Source organism: Paenibacillus sp. FSL R7-0312, assembly GCF_038004445.1.
Taxonomy (GTDB): Bacteria; Bacillota; Bacilli; order Paenibacillales; family Paenibacillaceae; genus Paenibacillus_AQ.
On the sequence record NZ_JBBORE010000001.1, the window covers coordinates 3,187,287 to 3,204,008 of the forward strand.

17 protein-coding genes are annotated in these 16,722 nt (G+C 51.3%); 14 read left to right on the plus strand and 3 right to left on the minus strand.

Annotated features, from left to right (window positions below):
* Positions 1–177 precede the first annotated feature (177 nt).
* The 6 genes from MKX70_RS13870 to thiI all read left to right on the plus strand — a co-directional run bounded on the left by MKX70_RS13870 (position 178) and on the right by thiI (position 5,050).
* Entirely contained in the window at positions 178–675 is a 498-nt protein-coding gene (locus MKX70_RS13870; protein WP_042238555.1) for a YpuI family protein, read from the plus strand.
* A 180-nt stretch (positions 676–855) separates the two neighbouring features.
* Positions 856–1,077, plus strand: coding sequence for a DUF1540 domain-containing protein (locus MKX70_RS13875; RefSeq protein WP_042216770.1), 222 nt, complete (start codon positions 856–858; stop codon positions 1,075–1,077).
* An 11-nt stretch (positions 1,078–1,088) separates the two neighbouring features.
* Entirely contained in the window at positions 1,089–1,490 is a 402-nt protein-coding gene (locus tag MKX70_RS13880) for a hypothetical protein (protein ID WP_042238554.1), read from the plus strand.
* A gap of 191 nt (positions 1,491–1,681) precedes the next feature.
* Positions 1,682–2,395, plus strand: a complete 714-nt coding sequence (locus tag MKX70_RS13885) for a lytic transglycosylase domain-containing protein (RefSeq protein WP_042238553.1) — start codon at positions 1,682–1,684, stop codon at positions 2,393–2,395.
* A gap of 204 nt (positions 2,396–2,599) precedes the next feature.
* Positions 2,600–3,751, plus strand: coding sequence for a cysteine desulfurase family protein (locus MKX70_RS13890; protein ID WP_340783568.1), 1,152 nt, complete (start codon positions 2,600–2,602; stop codon positions 3,749–3,751).
* Positions 3,752–3,823: 72 nt separating this feature from the next.
* A complete protein-coding gene (gene thiI, locus MKX70_RS13895) occupies positions 3,824–5,050 on the plus strand; it encodes a tRNA uracil 4-sulfurtransferase ThiI (RefSeq protein WP_445323704.1) in 1,227 nt (408 codons plus the stop codon).
* A gap of 86 nt (positions 5,051–5,136) precedes the next feature.
* Here the strand turns inward: thiI and MKX70_RS13900 are convergent, their stop codons facing one another.
* Entirely contained in the window at positions 5,137–5,838 is a 702-nt protein-coding gene (locus MKX70_RS13900) for a TerC family protein (RefSeq protein ID WP_039304177.1), read from the minus strand.
* A 189-nt stretch (positions 5,839–6,027) separates the two neighbouring features.
* On the opposite strand from MKX70_RS13900, the gene MKX70_RS13905 reads away from it, so the two are divergent.
* The 6 genes from MKX70_RS13905 to MKX70_RS13930 all read left to right on the plus strand — a co-directional run bounded on the left by MKX70_RS13905 (position 6,028) and on the right by MKX70_RS13930 (position 11,685).
* Entirely contained in the window at positions 6,028–6,687 is a 660-nt protein-coding gene (locus MKX70_RS13905; protein ID WP_042238550.1) for a TerC family protein, read from the plus strand.
* A 171-nt stretch (positions 6,688–6,858) separates the two neighbouring features.
* Positions 6,859–7,371 carry a hypothetical protein gene (locus MKX70_RS13910; protein ID WP_340840197.1) on the plus strand — a complete coding sequence of 171 codons (513 nt, stop codon included), beginning with the start codon at positions 6,859–6,861 and terminating at the stop codon, positions 7,369–7,371.
* Between the two features lie 255 nt (positions 7,372–7,626).
* Positions 7,627–9,471 carry a translational GTPase TypA gene (typA, locus tag MKX70_RS13915; RefSeq protein WP_039304185.1) on the plus strand — a complete coding sequence of 615 codons (1,845 nt, stop codon included), beginning with the start codon at positions 7,627–7,629 and terminating at the stop codon, positions 9,469–9,471.
* Between the two features lie 160 nt (positions 9,472–9,631).
* Complete coding sequence (locus MKX70_RS13920; RefSeq protein ID WP_042139406.1) at positions 9,632–9,928, plus strand: YlaH-like family protein; 297 nt, start codon at positions 9,632–9,634, stop codon at positions 9,926–9,928.
* Positions 9,929–10,010: 82 nt separating this feature from the next.
* Complete coding sequence (locus MKX70_RS13925; protein ID WP_042238547.1) at positions 10,011–11,132, plus strand: LCP family protein; 1,122 nt, start codon at positions 10,011–10,013, stop codon at positions 11,130–11,132.
* Between the two features lie 100 nt (positions 11,133–11,232).
* Entirely contained in the window at positions 11,233–11,685 is a 453-nt protein-coding gene (locus tag MKX70_RS13930) for a pyridoxamine 5'-phosphate oxidase family protein (protein ID WP_042139404.1), read from the plus strand.
* Positions 11,686–11,746: 61 nt separating this feature from the next.
* Here MKX70_RS13930 and MKX70_RS13935 read toward each other — a convergent pair whose 3' ends face one another.
* The gene (locus tag MKX70_RS13935) at positions 11,747–12,319 is read right to left on the minus strand and encodes a YhcN/YlaJ family sporulation lipoprotein (RefSeq protein ID WP_042238546.1); all 573 of its coding nucleotides are present in this window, start codon (positions 12,317–12,319) and stop codon (positions 11,747–11,749) included.
* Between the two features lie 105 nt (positions 12,320–12,424).
* On the opposite strand from MKX70_RS13935, the gene MKX70_RS13940 reads away from it, so the two are divergent.
* Both MKX70_RS13940 and MKX70_RS13945 read left to right on the plus strand, forming a co-directional pair.
* A complete protein-coding gene (locus MKX70_RS13940) occupies positions 12,425–13,756 on the plus strand; it encodes a PhoH family protein (RefSeq protein WP_039304201.1) in 1,332 nt (443 codons plus the stop codon).
* 477 nt (positions 13,757–14,233) lie between these two features.
* A complete protein-coding gene (locus MKX70_RS13945; RefSeq protein WP_042238544.1) occupies positions 14,234–15,466 on the plus strand; it encodes an extracellular solute-binding protein in 1,233 nt (410 codons plus the stop codon).
* Here MKX70_RS13945 and MKX70_RS13950 read toward each other — a convergent pair.
* Positions 15,458–16,588: a coiled-coil domain-containing protein gene (locus MKX70_RS13950; protein ID WP_052416666.1), complete on the minus strand. Its 1,131-nt coding sequence runs from the start codon at positions 16,586–16,588 to the stop codon at positions 15,458–15,460. The genes MKX70_RS13945 and MKX70_RS13950 overlap by 9 nt on opposite strands.
* Between the last annotated feature and the right edge of the window lie 134 nt (positions 16,589–16,722).

A 16,722-nucleotide genomic window follows, 5' to 3' on the forward strand; every position in this document is an offset into this window, starting at 1 on the left:
TATCAGAAAATAAGCGCTTTCCGGGGCTTGTATCCGGTCTGCTGGACCGGGATGACTCTCCTCACCTGCGGTGGGTGGAGACCGGTGAAGTTTTGTGATACTATCAAGATAGAACTATTCGAAATGATTATGTCGTAACGACTACAAAGCAAGGACTAATAAGGGGGAGCAATCGCCATGTCAGCAGCTAATGTGCAGAAATTGTGTGTATCGACGAGAGAAAAACTTAAATCCGTAATCGGAAAAATGGAACTGTTCCTGAACGAGCATGCGCTGCCGCAACTGGTTGCCGAAGAGGGTGAAGAAACACTGCATTTCTATCAAGGGTTCTTGTCCGATCTCCGCCATCTGCTGGTGTTCTCGGAGATGTCTTATGAGAAGCTTGGGGTTGCTCTGCGCCGCGCCACTTTTGATGAAGCCTTCGCGCAAAAAGCGCTATATAATGTATATCATTTTGGAGTGAACAACTTCTTCTATCCTAAGAATGAAAGCTACTCCGAAGATGGACGCTATGCCTACACAGGTCAGGATGCGATCCGTTTCCGCAAGAAGCCGGTTCGTCCGGCGCGCGATATTATTATGGAGATTACTAAGGTCTATGAAGAGCTGCGCGATGATCTGGCTTATTATGAGAACGATTATTTAACGGAGAAACGGATGCAGAATCAGGTGTAGTACCGGATCTGCCAGTTTCGGGTAAAGGACCGGGTTTGTCATGAGCAACATGACATCCTGGTCTTTTTTTGCGTGCACATTTGCGTGTGCCTATATGAACGGCGCCGTTTCATCAGCTGGAAACCATTCAGCCGCATAGCAGTAAAGCGGAGAGGACATAATGAAGCCGAGGTGATCATTATGACAAACGCAAAACCGCTTGTGAAATGCAGTGTGAGCAACTGTCATTATTGGGGAGAACAGAACCTGTGCCGTGCCGAGGAAATTGTAATTGAAATTGACAAGCATGCAGGCAGCCACTTCAAAGAAGAATATGCTGAAGAGCTTACGGCGAACAATCATCATGATCATGCCGGAACTTCGTCTGCAACCTGTTGTCTGACGTTCAAGCCGAACGCTTAGAGGAGGCCCTTATGGACAATCAGAATGATGAACCCAAAGTGGACCGTTCGGAACGCAGGAAAATTATTTTGCGTCCGCGCAGAGTGGATTACCCCCGGCGGGACAGAAGTCACAACGAGGAATATGCTGCTGAAATCAGTCCGCTTCCCGTGCAGGTCCACAGTACCGCCAACAGGGAAACAGAACGTACAACCGGCAGTGTAAAGGAAAGTGATGAACGGACAATCGGTTATATTGGCCTCGGTTTTGGTGTGGTTTCCTTATTTATCTGGTCAATAATTATGGGGCCTATTGCTGCAGTGCTCGGGTATTATGCCTATGCCAGGGGACAAAAAACTGCTGGCGCCTGGTCCATGGGACTGGGAATTGTCTCTACCTTAAGTTATTTTGTCTTAATTCCTTTTGCCCGTTAGAGTAAAATGCATGCAGAAATTTGGTTTCAAAACAGGCTTTCAGACCTAACTATGCGGGTCTGAGGTCTGTTTTTTCTGTTTGGCATATAGTAATTACTGCAAATAAATTGTAAAATAAAGCCGTATTTCAAATTTAAATAGAATGCTTTATTTTATTTATATAGATTTATTATGGAAGAGGGAATGGGAGCATGGCAATCGACCCCGCTGCAGCAAGCGGAACCGGGCAACTGAAATGGGTTGATCTGAGGAGTTCAAGCATGAAAGGCGGAAGCGGCAAGGTTTCATCCGGGGTAACAGGTTCTTCGGCAGCGGAATTCGCCGCTTTACTACAGCAGGCGGCCCTGCAATCCGCAACCGGCGGCGGCAGCGGAAGCACTTTAACCTCACTCACGGATACTTCTTCACTAAGTAATCTGCTCTGGCAGCAGCTCGGTGGAACAGCTGAAACGTACGACAGCATTTCCGGGGAAATAACGCACACAGTGCCGACGGATTACGAAGAGCTGATCCAGACGGCCAGTGCGAAATATGGCGTTCCTGTTGATTTGATCAAGGCTGTAATTGATACGGAATCCTCGTTTAATCCTAATGTTGTTTCTTCTGCTGGGGCCAAAGGGCTGATGCAATTAATGGATGGAACGGCGAACGGGCTGGGGGTCTCCGATCCGTTTGATCCCGCCCAGAATATTGACGGAGGCGTGCGTTACCTCTCATATCAGCTCAAACGTTACAATGGTGAGGAGAATATGGCACTGGCCGCTTATAATGCCGGACCGGGCCGGGTTAACAAGCTGGGCGTCAATAACGACGCAGAGCTTATGGCGAATCTCTCAGGGCTTCCGAAGGAAACTCAGGCCTATATTGCCAAAATAGAACGCGCCCGTGCGCAATACGCGGTATAATATAAAGGATCAAACGGAATCTGCATCAAGCCGCTCCGGCGGCAGCAGCCCGTTTGATCCTTTTTGCAACATATAAATAAAGTATGAATTTTGCTATACTTATTCTTTCTCGCTGAAAGGCTACCGTCCACCAAGAACGGCGTAGCCGTATATGCCTGGCAGAATGGGAATGCTGAAACGATAAGCAAAGGAGAACGCCGATATATGCTGTATTGGGATTATGCCGCTGCTGCTCCGCCGTATGAGGAGGTAGTTCAGACTATGGAACAAGTCATGAGGCAGCACTTTGCCAATCCCTCCTCTCTGCACCGTGCAGGGGCGGAGGCGGATAAGCTGATCAAGCGTGCGCGGGAAGTGTGTGCGGCAGCGCTTGGCGTGCAGCCGCAGGAGATTGTGTTCACTTCGGGAGCTACGGAGAGCAATAATCTGGCCATCAAAGGAGCTGCGCTGCAATATCAGGGCAGAGGGCGCCATATAATAACTACCGAGCTGGAGCATCCTTCAGTCTATGAGAGCTGTCTTCAGCTGCAGCAGTTGGGCTGGGAGATTACCTTTATTGCACCGGACAGCTCCGGAGTCCTCGAACCCTCGCGGGTTGCCGCTGCGGTCCGGCCGGATACTGTGCTGGTCAGTGTAATGCATGTGAATAATGAGATTGGCACGGTGCAGCCGCTGCAAGAGATCGGACGGCAGGTCAAGGCTGTGAACCGCCGGACACTGTTTCATGTCGATGGGGTGCAGGGCTATGGCAAGCTGGAGACCCGGCTGAAGGAATGGCAGGCGGATCTGTACAGCTTGTCAGCGCACAAAATCCGCGGCCCGCGCGGAACAGGAATCCTGTATGTACGGGAAGGCGTAACCTTGTTCCCTCTGCTTACCGGGGGCTCTCAGGAAATGGGCAACCGCGCCGGAACAGAGAATGTGCCGAATATTGTAGCCACAGCCAAGGCGGTGCGCATGAGCGGCGAACGGCGGCAGGAATTCACCCGCTGTATTACGCCGCTAAAAAAACAGCTGGAGGATTATATATCAGGAATTCCGGAGCTTGTGCTGAACAGCAGCGGAGACGGGGCGCCTCATATTGTCCATTTCTCTTACCCCGGAATGAAGGGGGAGGTTATGGCCCGGAAGCTGGAGGAACTGGGAATGGCCGTTGCCACCCGCTCCGCCTGTTCGTCACGGCTGGCCGAACCGAGCCGGGTTCTGCTGTCCATCGGGAGGGACAGGGCTGCTGCGCTTGGCGGCATCCGTATCAGTCTGGGTGACAGCCATACGAAGCAGGAGGTGCAGCAGCTGGAGCAGGCGCTGCTTGCCGCTGTCCAGTCTTTGAAGATTGCTGAAGGAGGCGTGAAATAATAAATGACAATTATAGAGTCTGACAACGGAGCTAAGGCTGCGGGAATTGGAAGCAGCATTGAATATGCGGATATGCTTCTGCTGCGCTTTGGAGAATTTATCTTAAAAGGAAAAAACCGCAGCCGGTTCGAAAAAACAGTGCTCCGTCATGTGAAGGAGATGGTTAAACCCTATCCCGGCGTGGTGCTGAGCAAAGAATTCGGGCGGATATATGTCGAACTGAACGGTGAGCCGGCGGGAGAGTTAACGGATGCACTGAAGAATGTATTCGGCATCGCTTCAATTAGCCCGGTGAAGGTATCCAGGTCGGAATTTGAAGAGATTCTTGCAGCCAGCAGAATATTCCTGAATATTATTGCCCCGGCGGCAGGAACAACCTTCAAGGTTAGTGCCCGCCGGGTATGGAAGGACTTTCCGTATGGCTCCATTGAGATGGGCAAGCTGATTGCCACTCCTCTGCTGCAGGGGTATCCCGGGCTGCTTGTGGATGTGAAATCTCCGCAGATGGAGCTGAGAATTGAGATTCGTGAAGGGCATACCTATATTTTCTGCGAGAATATTGCCGGTGTCGGCGGGTTCCCGCTCGGTACGAACGGCAAAGCAATGCTGCTGCTGTCCGGCGGCATTGACAGCCCGGTTGCGGGCTGGTCATCCATGCGCAGAGGACTTGAAGTGGAATGTGTGCATTTCTACAGCTACCCGTATACCAGCGAGCTTGCCCGGCAGAAGGTTGTAGATCTGACGCGGGTACTGTCGCGTTATGCCGGAGTGATTAAGCTCCACCTGGTTCCGTTCACGGAGGTCCAGACGTCTTTTACCGGAATTGGTCAGGATAATCTGATTATTACACTAATGCGCCGGGCCATGCTGCGGATTGCTACCGCTCTTGCTGAACGCGAAGGGGCGCTGGCCCTGATCACCGGTGATAGTCTGGGGCAAGTCGCCAGTCAGACGCTGCCAAGCATGAATGTCATTGGCCGGGCCACTGAGTTGCCGCTGCTGCGTCCGCTGGTGATGATGGATAAGAGTGAGATTGTCGGAATCTCACAGAGCATCGGCACCTATGACCTGTCCATCCTTCCTTATGAAGATTGCTGCACGCTGTTCGTGCCCAAGTCGCCGACGACGAATCCGAACATGCGGATTGTGGATAAGATTGAAGCTACACTGCCCGGGTATCAGGCACTCCTGGAAGCGGCGGTTGCCGGAACAGAGACGGTATCGATTACACCATACGGTGATGAGAAGCCGAGTGATGTGATCCCTGCACAGGCAGGTTTACAGGAAGAATGGTTCTAGAATAGCTATAGATGAGGTGCCCTGCAGCCAGTAATAATGGTTGGCCGGGGCACCTCTTTCTAATATATGGGGATATATGCATTGCATTACCGGGTAGAGTTGCCGCTATGCGGAATTCTGCCCTGAGCGCGGTGGCGCTGCCAGAGGCCGGCGGCAAGGATGCCTGCAATCACCAGAGCAATAAACAGATAGTGGAGCAGCGGCTGCTGTTCGAAGAAGGGGGCAATCCGCTTCTCACTGGTAATCATACTTGCTGCGGTGAAACCGAGCACGGCTGAGCCGATATAGATAATCCAGGAATATCTGTTGATCAGCTTGATGAACAGCGTGCTGCCCCAGACCACAATCGGCACGCTGATCAGCAGCCCGAGCACCACAAGCGTAATATTGTGCTTGGCTGCCCCGGCGATCGCGATTACATTATCCAGCCCCATCGCCGCGTCTGCGACAATGATCGTCCGTACGGCCGACCACAGTGTTCCTCCTGCCTGTATGTCCGTGTCCTCCGTATTTCCCCCCGTCAGCAGCCTATAGGCGATCATAATAAGCAGCAATCCGCCGAATAGCAGCAGCCAGGGCACTTTGAGCAGCCACACGACAAGAATCGTTGCGATAATCCGCAACACCACGGCGCCGCCAGTGCCCAGCAGGATCGCCTTCTTCTGTGAACTTCCCTGCAGGTTCCGCGCGGCCAGGCCGATCACAATGGCATTATCACCGGCCAGAATCAGATCGAGGAAGACAATATTCAGCAGGGATAATATGAAATCCGTAACGGATGGATTCAATAGGGGTCACTCCTCGAATTTGTTGGAAAGATATACGGGCTTTGTTGACATGCGGCAGGCAGGCTATAATTTTGTATACGCTGGAACAGCCCCGCTCATGCGTAGTTTCTGAAAAAGCCGGACAGAATGCATAGCTTGTCACCCTGAGGCATACATGTATTTACATGGAGTTCAGGGAGGTTGAAGAGAATGGATTCTTTATTGCTGCTGGGTGAAATACTGATGATCAATCTGGTGCTGAGCGGAGACAACGCGATGGTCATTGCGATGGCCAGCAAGAATCTCCCGGAGAAGCACCGCAGGCAAGCGGTATGGTGGGGAGCTGCCGGGGCAGTGGGTCTGCGCTGCATCCTGACTTTTGCCGCAGTGCTGCTGCTCAAAATTCCTTATATTGAAGCCGGAGGCGCGATACTGCTGCTCTGGATCTCCTTTAAGCTGCTGCTGGAGGAGGAGGAGGAACTTAGGATTGAGGGGAGCTCCAGCGTATGGAAGTCGGTGCGCACCATTCTGCTCGCGGACTTCATCATGAGTCTGGACAATGTGCTGGCGATTGCAGGCTTGGCCAAAGGAGATCTGGCACTTATCGTAATCGGGATTGCCATCAGCATTCCTATTGTAGTCTGGGGAAGCGGCATCATCGTGGGCTGGCTGCACCGCTTCCCTGTGCTGGTCTTCATTGGAGCCTATATTCTGGCGTATACGGCCGGTAATATGCTGCTGCAGGATGCCAAGTTTGGTGCGGTCATTTCCTTCATGCTGCCTACATTCCACTCCATGCTTCCGATGGTGCTGGGGATTATTGTCGTAGCAACAGGTATGCTTAAGCGGAGGATGGTATCTGCGGGATAAGAAGCGGCAATACTAGAGGCTGTGCCAAAAGCTGGAAAGCTTTGGTTCAGCTTTTTTTGTGCAGTTCCCCCGAATGCACGAAGAATGATGGTGTTTTAATTATTTTTCAGATAAAATATAAAATGACGAGGGCCAGAGAAAAGACGCGAATTTTGAAGGGATGGGTGAAAGATGTCTTCCAAAAACGACATGAAACTGGGTATGTTCATCGCCGCCGCCGGCATTGTGATTCTGCTCGGGAAGCTGGGGGTGTTCGGATTTCTTGGACATGCCTTGTGGCCGCTCGTAATTCTGGTTCCGGGCCTGTTCCTGCATGTGCTATTCTTCACCCGCCGTGCTTCTGCATCTGTATTAATACCTGCGGGCATATTAACGGTATACGGTCTGCTCTTTGGATTATGTAATACATGGGGCTGGGACCTGATGAGGCATTTATGGCCTATCCTGCTGCTGGGCATTGCGGTTGGACTTTATGAATATTCGCTGTATTCTTCAGCCAGAACCAGAGGACTAACAACAACCGCTGTTATCCTGGGGCTGCTAAGCATTGTGTTGTTCATCTTCACCCTGCTCGGGACCGGTGCCTTGTATCTGCTGGGTGCCGTTCTGGTTGCCGCAGGCCTATGGCTGATGCTGGGCCGGGGCAGACCGGGCGGCCGCAAGAAGTGGAACGGCGGCTGGTAAGACAGCCGGGCATACGGCACCGATTGAGGGAATGGACACCGCAGAATTTGACTTAAGGCAAAATTAGAAAAATTAAACGAAGTTGGTAACGTTTTTTTCAGAAAAAGACTTGCTTTTCATGGTGCTTTCACGATACTATTAAGGATATGTTGGAGCGTCGGGTTTCTGCCTGGCGCTTCTTTTGTGAGACTGCCGTGACATGCTATAAATTTAAACATTTTTAATTTGATAAATGAGAGGATTTGGATACAAATCATGCATTCAAGAAAAGATATTCGCAATATTGCGATCATTGCCCACGTTGACCATGGTAAAACAACACTCGTCGATCAGCTTCTGCAGCAATCAGGAATTTTCAGCGCTCACGAGCACCTGCAAGAACGGGCCATGGACTCGAACGACCTGGAGCGGGAACGCGGAATCACTATCCTAGCCAAAAATACAGCAATTACCTATAAAGAGTTCCTGATCAACATCGTAGATACCCCTGGACACGCCGACTTCGGCGGTGAAGTAGAACGTATCATGAAGATGGTTGACGGCGTACTGCTGGTTGTGGATGCTTATGAAGGCTGCATGCCGCAGACTAAGTTCGTTCTGCGCAAAGCACTGGAGCAGCACCTTACACCTATCGTTGTCGTGAACAAAATTGACCGTCCGGCTGCACGTCCAAAGGAAGTTATTGATGAAGTTCTGGATCTGTTCATTGAGCTTGAAGCCAGTGACGATCAGCTTGAATTCCCGGTTGTTTATGCTTCAGCGCTTAACGGCACATCGAGCATGGACCCTGAGAAGCAGGATGAAACGATGCTTGCCCTTTACGAAACCATTGTTGAACATATCCCGGCTCCAACTGAAAAAGTTGAAGAGCCCCTGCAGTTCCTGGTAACTCTGATGGATTACAATGAATACCTTGGCCGTATTGCCATTGGCCGTGTTAACCGCGGTGTAATCAAGCAGGGACAGTCCGTAACTGTTATTATGCGTGACGGCAAGAGCAAAACAGCGCGTATCGAGAAGCTGTTTGGTTTCCAGGGCCTGAAGCGTGTTGAGACTGAAGAAGCGGGTGCAGGCGACATCGTAGCGATTGCCGGTATCAAGGACATCAACATCGGTGAGACCATTGCCGATCCGCAGCATCCAGAAGCGCTGCCTGTTCTGAAGATCGACGAGCCTACAATGCAAATGACGTTCCTCGTGAACAACAGTCCGTTTGCCGGTAAAGAAGGCAAGTGGGTAACTTCCCGTAAGCTGCGCGAACGTCTGTTCAAAGAGCTGGAAACGGATGTCAGCTTGCGTGTAGATGAAACGGATTCCCCTGATGCATTTGTCGTATCCGGCCGTGGTGAGCTTCACCTGGGTATCCTGATCGAGAACATGCGCCGCGAAGGTTACGAAATGCAGGTTTCCAAGCCTGAAGTTATCGTCAAGGAAATCGACGGAGCCAAAATGGAGCCGCTTGAACGCCTGATGATTGATGTTCCGGAAGAAAGCATGGGCGCTGTTATGGAAAGTCTGGGAACACGCAAAGCAGAAATGGTCAACATGATTAATCATGGTACGGGCCAGGTTCGACTGGAGTTCCTGATTCCTGCACGTGGTCTGATTGGTTACAACACCTACTTCCTGACCCTGACCCGCGGTTATGGCGTTATGAACCATGCGTTTGACAGCTATGCTCCACTGATTGGCGGACAGGTTGGCGGACGTCACCAAGGCGTACTCGTATCCAGTGAAACCGGCAATACGACTCTATATGGCATGATGGGCGTAGAAGACCGCGGTATTCTCTTCCTGGAACCGGGAACTGAAATTTATGAAGGCATGATCGTAGGTGAGCACACCCGCGATAATGACATCATTGTAAATATCTGCAAAGAAAAACAGCTGACCAACGTTCGTTCTGCAACGAAGGATGAGACTGTTAAAATGAAGACTCCGCGTATGTTCTCTCTGGAAGGCGCGCTTGAATACCTGAATGATGATGAATATTGCGAAATTACACCTAAATCCGTTCGTCTGCGCAAAAAGATCCTGAACAAGGGTGAGCGCGAACGTGTAGAGAAGCAGCGTAAAGCGGCGCAAGCCAGCCAAGCGTAAGCTGTAACCCATTCAAGCCGCCGGATGAACAATCCGGCGGCTTTTCTTGTTTATTTTCCCGGACAGAAGATCGTTCAAATTGCAGGGATTAAAAGAAGTATAAAACTGCTGAGGATGATATAATGTAAACGATACTTATATCCGGGAGGAGTGACGAGCTGTGCAGAGCTGGTTCGCTGAGCATCCAATTGTCGCTTACATTGTCATCTTTATTCTACTGACCTATGTGTATAACCGTGTATTTCGCGTCAACCAGAAGCTGCCCATCGGCAAAGAGATCGTACTATATATTATGATGGCTATAGGCTCGGGGATGCTGCTCATCTTCCAGCATGATAAACTTCCGATCATCCAGTGCCTGCTGGTGGCGGTAGGGTTAATGCTGCTCGTGCGGGTCCGCTACCTGGTAGAGGCCCGGCAGAAGCGGAAAGCTGCAGCTGCTGCGAAACGGCACTAGGCGCAACTTTTAGTGCTCCGGATCGTCTAAGTTATTATAAAGTTATCTAATTCTACCTGAATGAAAAGGACCTAATTCAATTATGAATACAAGCAAGGGCAGTCTGCCACCCAGATCGAATGGCCAGCAAGGAACCAACAGACAGCAGTCTAGACCCGCTGCCTTAACCAAATCAACGAAATCAACCAAATCTACGAAATCTAGTAAGAAGAAGCCTAAGAAACGCGGGTTTTTCGCCCGGCTGATGAGACTGCTGCTGATCCTCCTCCTGGTTGCCGTAATTGCGGCGCTGGGCTACGCAGGGTACTTGTACTGGAAGTTTGATCAGGGAGGGTTCGGCGTGGACCAGCCGGTTCAGGCCGGGCAGTCTGCTTCAGAGAAGCCGCTGACAATGCTGCTGCTAGGCACTGACAACCGTCCGAAGCACCCGTCCAATCTGACGGATGTCATCATGGTTGCGGCGCTGAACCCGGAGACCCAATCGGCAACCGTAGTTTCACTGCCGCGCGATACTTACGTAGAGCTTAGTGGCTATAAGAAAACCAAAATCAATGCGTTCTACTCCCGCTTCAAGAGCAAGGAGAAGACCTCAGGGATTCTGGCCGGGGATGAAATGAAGACCATGATGAGCAAATATCTCGATATTCAGGTCGATTATGTCACTGTGCTTGATTTCCAGGGCTTCCGGGATATCGTGGATGAATTCGGCGGTGTAGATGTCAATATCAGCGAGAATATGTGCTACACGGACAGTGTGGACGGAACCGATATTAATCTCAAGAAAGGCCAAGCCCAGCTAAACGGGGATAAGGCGCTTGATTATGTACGTTACCGTAAATCCAATTGCAGTCCGGCAACGAAGCCTTCTGACGATTTTGACCGCAATAAACGCCAGAATGAAGTGCTTAATTCGCTGATCGCACAGATGCAATCACTCGGAGGGGTGCTCAAAATCGGCAAGGTGCTGGATGCCGTGGACGATAATCTGGCAAGCGATATTGAGAATGCCCAGATCAAAAGCATGATAGCTACTTACTGGAATATATCTAAGGAGAATGTAGAATTTGTGCCGGTGACAGGAACCTGGCGCAGTCCCTATGTATATATTGACGATAAAGAGCTGGACGCAGCCAAGAAAAGCCTTCAGGACCAGATATCCGGCCTCTCTGGCACCGCTGCTTCTGCAGCCGCAGACAGTCCATAAGCAGCAGCAGGAAAGAATCTACAAATTGAATGCAAGTTTCATCCTGTGCTATAATATAATAAATTGAATGCACTCACGCTGCGATTGGGGGTCTGTACTTATGTCCGAAGCCGTTGCTCAGCTGGGCGAAACACTGCTAGCTATGCTGCAGTCGGAAACCTTTGTTCTTCTAAACACTGTGGATGCTGAATCCGGTGGCCCTACCTCTACTGCGATTTCCTGGATCTATGCAGTGAGCCCTTCTATTGTGCGCTTATCGGTAGATCACCGTTCCAGACTTGTGAACAACATGAAGGTCAATCCGCTGGTAACCATTACTGTGTTTGGTGAGGGAACGGTTCATGCCATCAACGGGCGTGCTTCTGTGAAGCAGGACCCTCTGCCGGATGTTCCTTTTAAGATGTGCTGTTTTGATGTTGAGATTGAAGCGGTCCGCAATGCGCTGTTCTACGGCGCTCATCTGGAATCTGCTCCGAAATATGCGAAGGTATACGATGCGCGTGCGGCTGAGAAGCTGGACGGACAAGTATTTGCCGCCATGCAAAAAGCCTAGTGTGCCGTCACTAGGCTTTTTTTGTCTCCAGATCCAGTGCTTTGTACAGGAATGTTCAAGCTTATTGTCCGTTACCTTGCGGTTTGATATCCTCTGGCAGTTGCGGGATGATCCGGCCGATAATGTCGGCCATTTCTGAGGCGAAGCCGGATACCGGGTTTCCCTTAGTAATATGCTTTCCCATCTCGGCTAACCTGCTGGTGAGGTCCATATCGGCAGTAACGAGCGTTCTTACACCCCTCGGGTCTTTGCGGATAGCTTCCGCTACCGTGTATTTCACGCTTCCGACCCGTGAGCGGGTAAGCGATCCGTCGACATCAATGCCGACAACGGCAATGTTGTTCATTACGACACAGTGGGCTCCGTTTACACCGGGAACTCTTTTGGCTAACTGTTCAAAATAATCCTTAAGTGCAACATTGCTTTCGCCCTTAACGTTAGAAGGCTGTCCGTTCTCTGCTGTAGGTTCAAGTGCTGTACCATCTTCGGACAATGTCCGTACTCCGCGATTCCCCTGGCTGCTCAAGGCCTTTGACGATTGTTTATCCTGAGGAGAGGGTGATGTCTCTTTATTAGCGATACCGCAGCTTGTCAGCAGCAGCAGTACCAGCAACAGACACATTGATTTTCTCATATGTGCTTACTCCTTTCAGCCATAGTTCAGTGGTTTACTTTATCTTGCCCTTGCTGAATAGAGTTATGTATGATCAATCAAACCAGGCGCTGTGGAGGGGATACCATGAAAAAGATATTCGTACTAGACACTAACGTGCTACTGCACGACCCCAATTCGATTTTTGCTTTCAAGGCGAATGAAGTTGTCATTCCCGCTGTAGTCCTGGAAGAAATCGACTCCAAGAAGCGTAATGCCGATGAAATCGGCCGCAACGCCCGCACCGTGTCACGTTTGTTAGACGGACTCCGGGAACTGGGCCACCTGCACAGTGGTGTGGTACTGGAACATGGAGGCACGCTGAAGGTAGAGCTTAACCACCGCAGCTTCGTAAAGGTACAGGAGATGTTCGGGGAGGTCTCGAACGATAACCGCATATTGGCTGTTGCCCTCAATTATCTCCATGAGGAGAATGAAAAGGCTGACCCCAGCCCTGTGGTACTCGTAAGTAAAGATGTACTCGTCCGCATCAAAGCGGATGTGCTTGGCATAACACCGGAGGATTATTTATCCGACCGAACCGGAGATTTGAATGAGCTGTATTCCGGCTGCCAGTCGCTGATGGTGCATCCTTCGCTGATCGATGAATATTATAGTCACCGTTTCTTGTCTATCAAGCAGCTGTCGTTGTCCTACCCGCTCTACCCTCATGAATTTGTCATTCTGAAGGATGAGATTGGCAGCGGCAAATCGGCACTGCTCAAGGTGAACAGTGATGCCAGCCGGCTCGAACCGCTGTACCTCGGCAATGATGCGGTGTGGGGCATCAGCGCCCGGAATGCCCAGCAGCGGATGGCGCTTGAGCTCCTGCTGAATGATGATATTCCGCTGGTGACCATTACCGGTAAAGCGGGTACAGGGAAGACGCTGCTGGCGCTTGCCGCCGGACTGTTCAAGGTGGAGGACGAACATAAATACAAGAAGCTCCTGATCGCGCGTCCTGTAGTCCCGATGGGTAAGGATATCGGATATTTGCCGGGGGAGAAGGACGAGAAGCTCCGTCCCTGGATGCAGCCGATCTATGATAACCTCGAGTTCCTGTTTGATACCAAAAAAGCCGGAGATATCGATAAAATATTGATGGGCCTGGGCAGCATCCAGGTAGAGGCGCTCACTTATATCCGCGGACGTTCGATTCCGTCGCAGTTCATCATCATTGATGAGGCGCAGAACCTGTCCCGGCATGAAGTGAAGACGATCGTCTCCCGCGCCGGTGAAGGCAGCAAGGTGATTCTGATGGGAGATCCGGAGCAAATCGACCATCCTTATCTGGATGCCGCGAGCAACGGGCTCAGCTATATCGTTGAGAAATTTAAGCAGCAGGGCATTAGCGGCCATATCACGCTTGAGAAGGGTGAGCGTTCGCATCTGGCTCAGCTGGCTGCGGATTTGCTGTAGCTGCTTAGTTTTAACTCTTTATGCACTATGGTTTTATGCACTACAGCTCTATCAGCTTCATTAGCCGGCAGTCCGCCGGTTGATAAGCACAATCACGGCCGGGAGATGACCACTCCCGGCTTTTGTCTGCCCCGCCCCCGGAACGGTGGGGGGTCAGGCTGTAAGAGCTGAGCCGATATGGCGGGAGCACCGGAGGGGGATTTTGGAACTGTAGGAGCGGGAGCGTCCGCCTTTGTCTCCGGATTTCAACCGCGCACAGCGGACTAATCGAAGAAATCTGGAGACAACAGCGGCCGGAAGTCCAAATATTCACCGCAGGTGCGAATACCGCCCAACCGGCGACCGGTTCATCAGACTCACCCCCTCACGCCGTTCACACCTATATAATAGAAAGAGAACGTTTTCACAAACGCAGACAAGCACGTATATGTCTGCTAAAATGAGGAAGACGAGGATCGCGGGAGGAGAGAGAAGCACGTGCTGAGACGCAAAAACTATTGGCTGCTGTTTGCTGTTCTGCTGCTGTCGCTGACAAGCCTGTCACCCGGCATGGAGCTGGACACGGATGAGGGAAGCTATCCGCCCAGACAGCCGCTGGACCAATCGAAGCGCCCCCCTTCAGGTGAACTTGGGGACGAGCAGAGCTTGACCATCCGCGTATCACTCAGCAGTTTGGAATTTAGTGTACTGCAGCGGATCAGCCAAAATTACAGCCTTTCGAGCGGGGTCAGCGTACAGCTGACCAATGTGGATGCTGAAGAAGACGGGGCAGCTCAGGTACGCGAGGAACTGACGGTCGGGGATAGTCCGGATATTGTGATGCTGGACGGCCACAGTATTTTTGATCTGGCTTCCCGCGGATATTTGCTGCCTGTAGATATATACCAGAGTGTTCCCGGGAGCACCCCTCTTACCATGCTGATCCAGCAAATGCAGTGGAACGGATACGACTGGGGCGTTCCGCTCGATATTGATCCCTATGTATTGGTATATTCTCCGCAGCGGCTTGCGGAGTGGGGTCTTTCCGGGGCACCTTCAAGTCTGGAAGAATGGAATGGACTGCTAGGCCGGCTGAACGGGGAAGAGACGAAGGAACATTATCTGCTGGCAATGGATACGCGGAATCCTTATGGTTATGCTGCTGTACTGCATAGCATGGGAGGGAGACTGCTGTCTATGAGTGAAGCGCAAGCGGCGTGGACCGAAGCTGCCCGAGGATATTTTTTTCTGACCAGCCGGTTTAATCAGAATATCTGGGATATGCTGCAGGATGGTAAGCTTGCGGTGGCCGTAGTGCCGCTCTCCGAATGGAAAAAATATGGAAACTCCACACTGGCGGTCCAAGCGCCGCTGGAACAGACGGGCTACAACATCTACGAGGCAATCCATAGCCGCTTTTTTGCGCTCCCGGCACAATCCGGCAGCCCTGAAGCAGCGGTCAAATGGCTGGCTTATGTGACTTCAAGCTCGGCTCAGCTGGAATGGCTGGAGAATACCGACCATCTGCCTGCACTGGATGAGTTGTACCGCTCCGGATTGCCTGAAATCTCCCGGCTTCCGTTCGACTCCAAATTATTCCTCACCGATGACAATGCCCCCGAGTCAGACTCTGAGGGCGAGTGGAGCCGCAAGGCGGAAGCGGCAATCCTGCTCTTGACCGGCAAGCTGGATGCGGCGGGATACCAAGCCGCGGCCGCAGCCTCAGAATGAGAGGGACAGCTTGACATGGAGCACGCCGTCCGAGCTGAATACTTCCGTGGCATGCAGGAATGAGACGATTTTTGACGGATAGAATCCCAGATCGAACTCTTCCTCCAGCGCCTGACGGGTGGTATCCGGCAGCTCCAGTCCATTGAAGACCACATGGTCCACATGGAACATTAATCCGTTGACCGGTTCCTCCTGAATGGTGTAATGACCGGTCAATGTCAGTGACAGCCCGCCGCTCTTGCCCGTGGCTGTAATCTCGTTATCCTTGAAATGAAAAGCGAAATCCTTGAACAGCGTATTCTGCGTGACCAGGAATTCGTTCAAATCCTTTTCCTTCAGCGCAAGATTATAAGTCATCCCCTTACGTACCAGCACACCGTCCCGGTCCTGGACGAACTGCGGCAGATGCTTCATCGCCGAGGATAACGCCTTGAAATAAGTCTTAACCTCATGTATTCCGATATTCTCCCAATATTTACTGAATTCCTCCAGCAGTACCCCCATGCGCTCAGGATCTGTACTGGCCTGAATACCGCCCTCAATTTCTTCATTCAAAGCAAGCACACGCTTTTGCTGCTCCTGGAGTGCTGTTTTGAGCCCGGCAAGCTCTTCAGAGCTGCGCTGTACGGCCGCAATTGTTTTTTTCAAATCCTTGTATTGTGTTTCATACTGCGACAGCGTGTCCCGGTCCTGCCCCATAATAATCTCATAATAATCATAAAGAGCGAGTACTCTGCTGATGCTTTTGGCGGACAGTAAGGCTGCAAGCAATCCATCGCGTTCCCCCATATAATAAGCCCGCACAACTGCGCCTGCGCGTTCCTGCTGATCTGCAATGGCCGTTTGTTTGGCGGCCGACTGCCGGGTCAGCGTGGCGACTTCACTTTCAAGTGCTTGTTGTTCTGCCGTAATCCGGACAATCTCCCGTTCAATTTCCCCTGAGGACAGAGTCTGTTCGAGCAGCTTGCGGGTTTCTTCATTATCCGGAACGGCAGGTGCTGAAGCACTGAGGCCGGAACCTGGGTCGGCGGACAGATATACCGGTGAAGCCAGCGGCAGAAGTGTGCAGGTGAGAAGGAGTAGAGCTGCAAATAACCGGCGTAAGGAACTGCGGAATAACACCACATCACCACCTTGAACAGAGTTGAGTAATAGGTATGTACTAATAATATGTTTCTGCCTGTTAAAATATCATACCCTGTTTCGGCATCCGGGAACTACATTCGGACAAACAAAATTACCCCACAAAGTGGGGC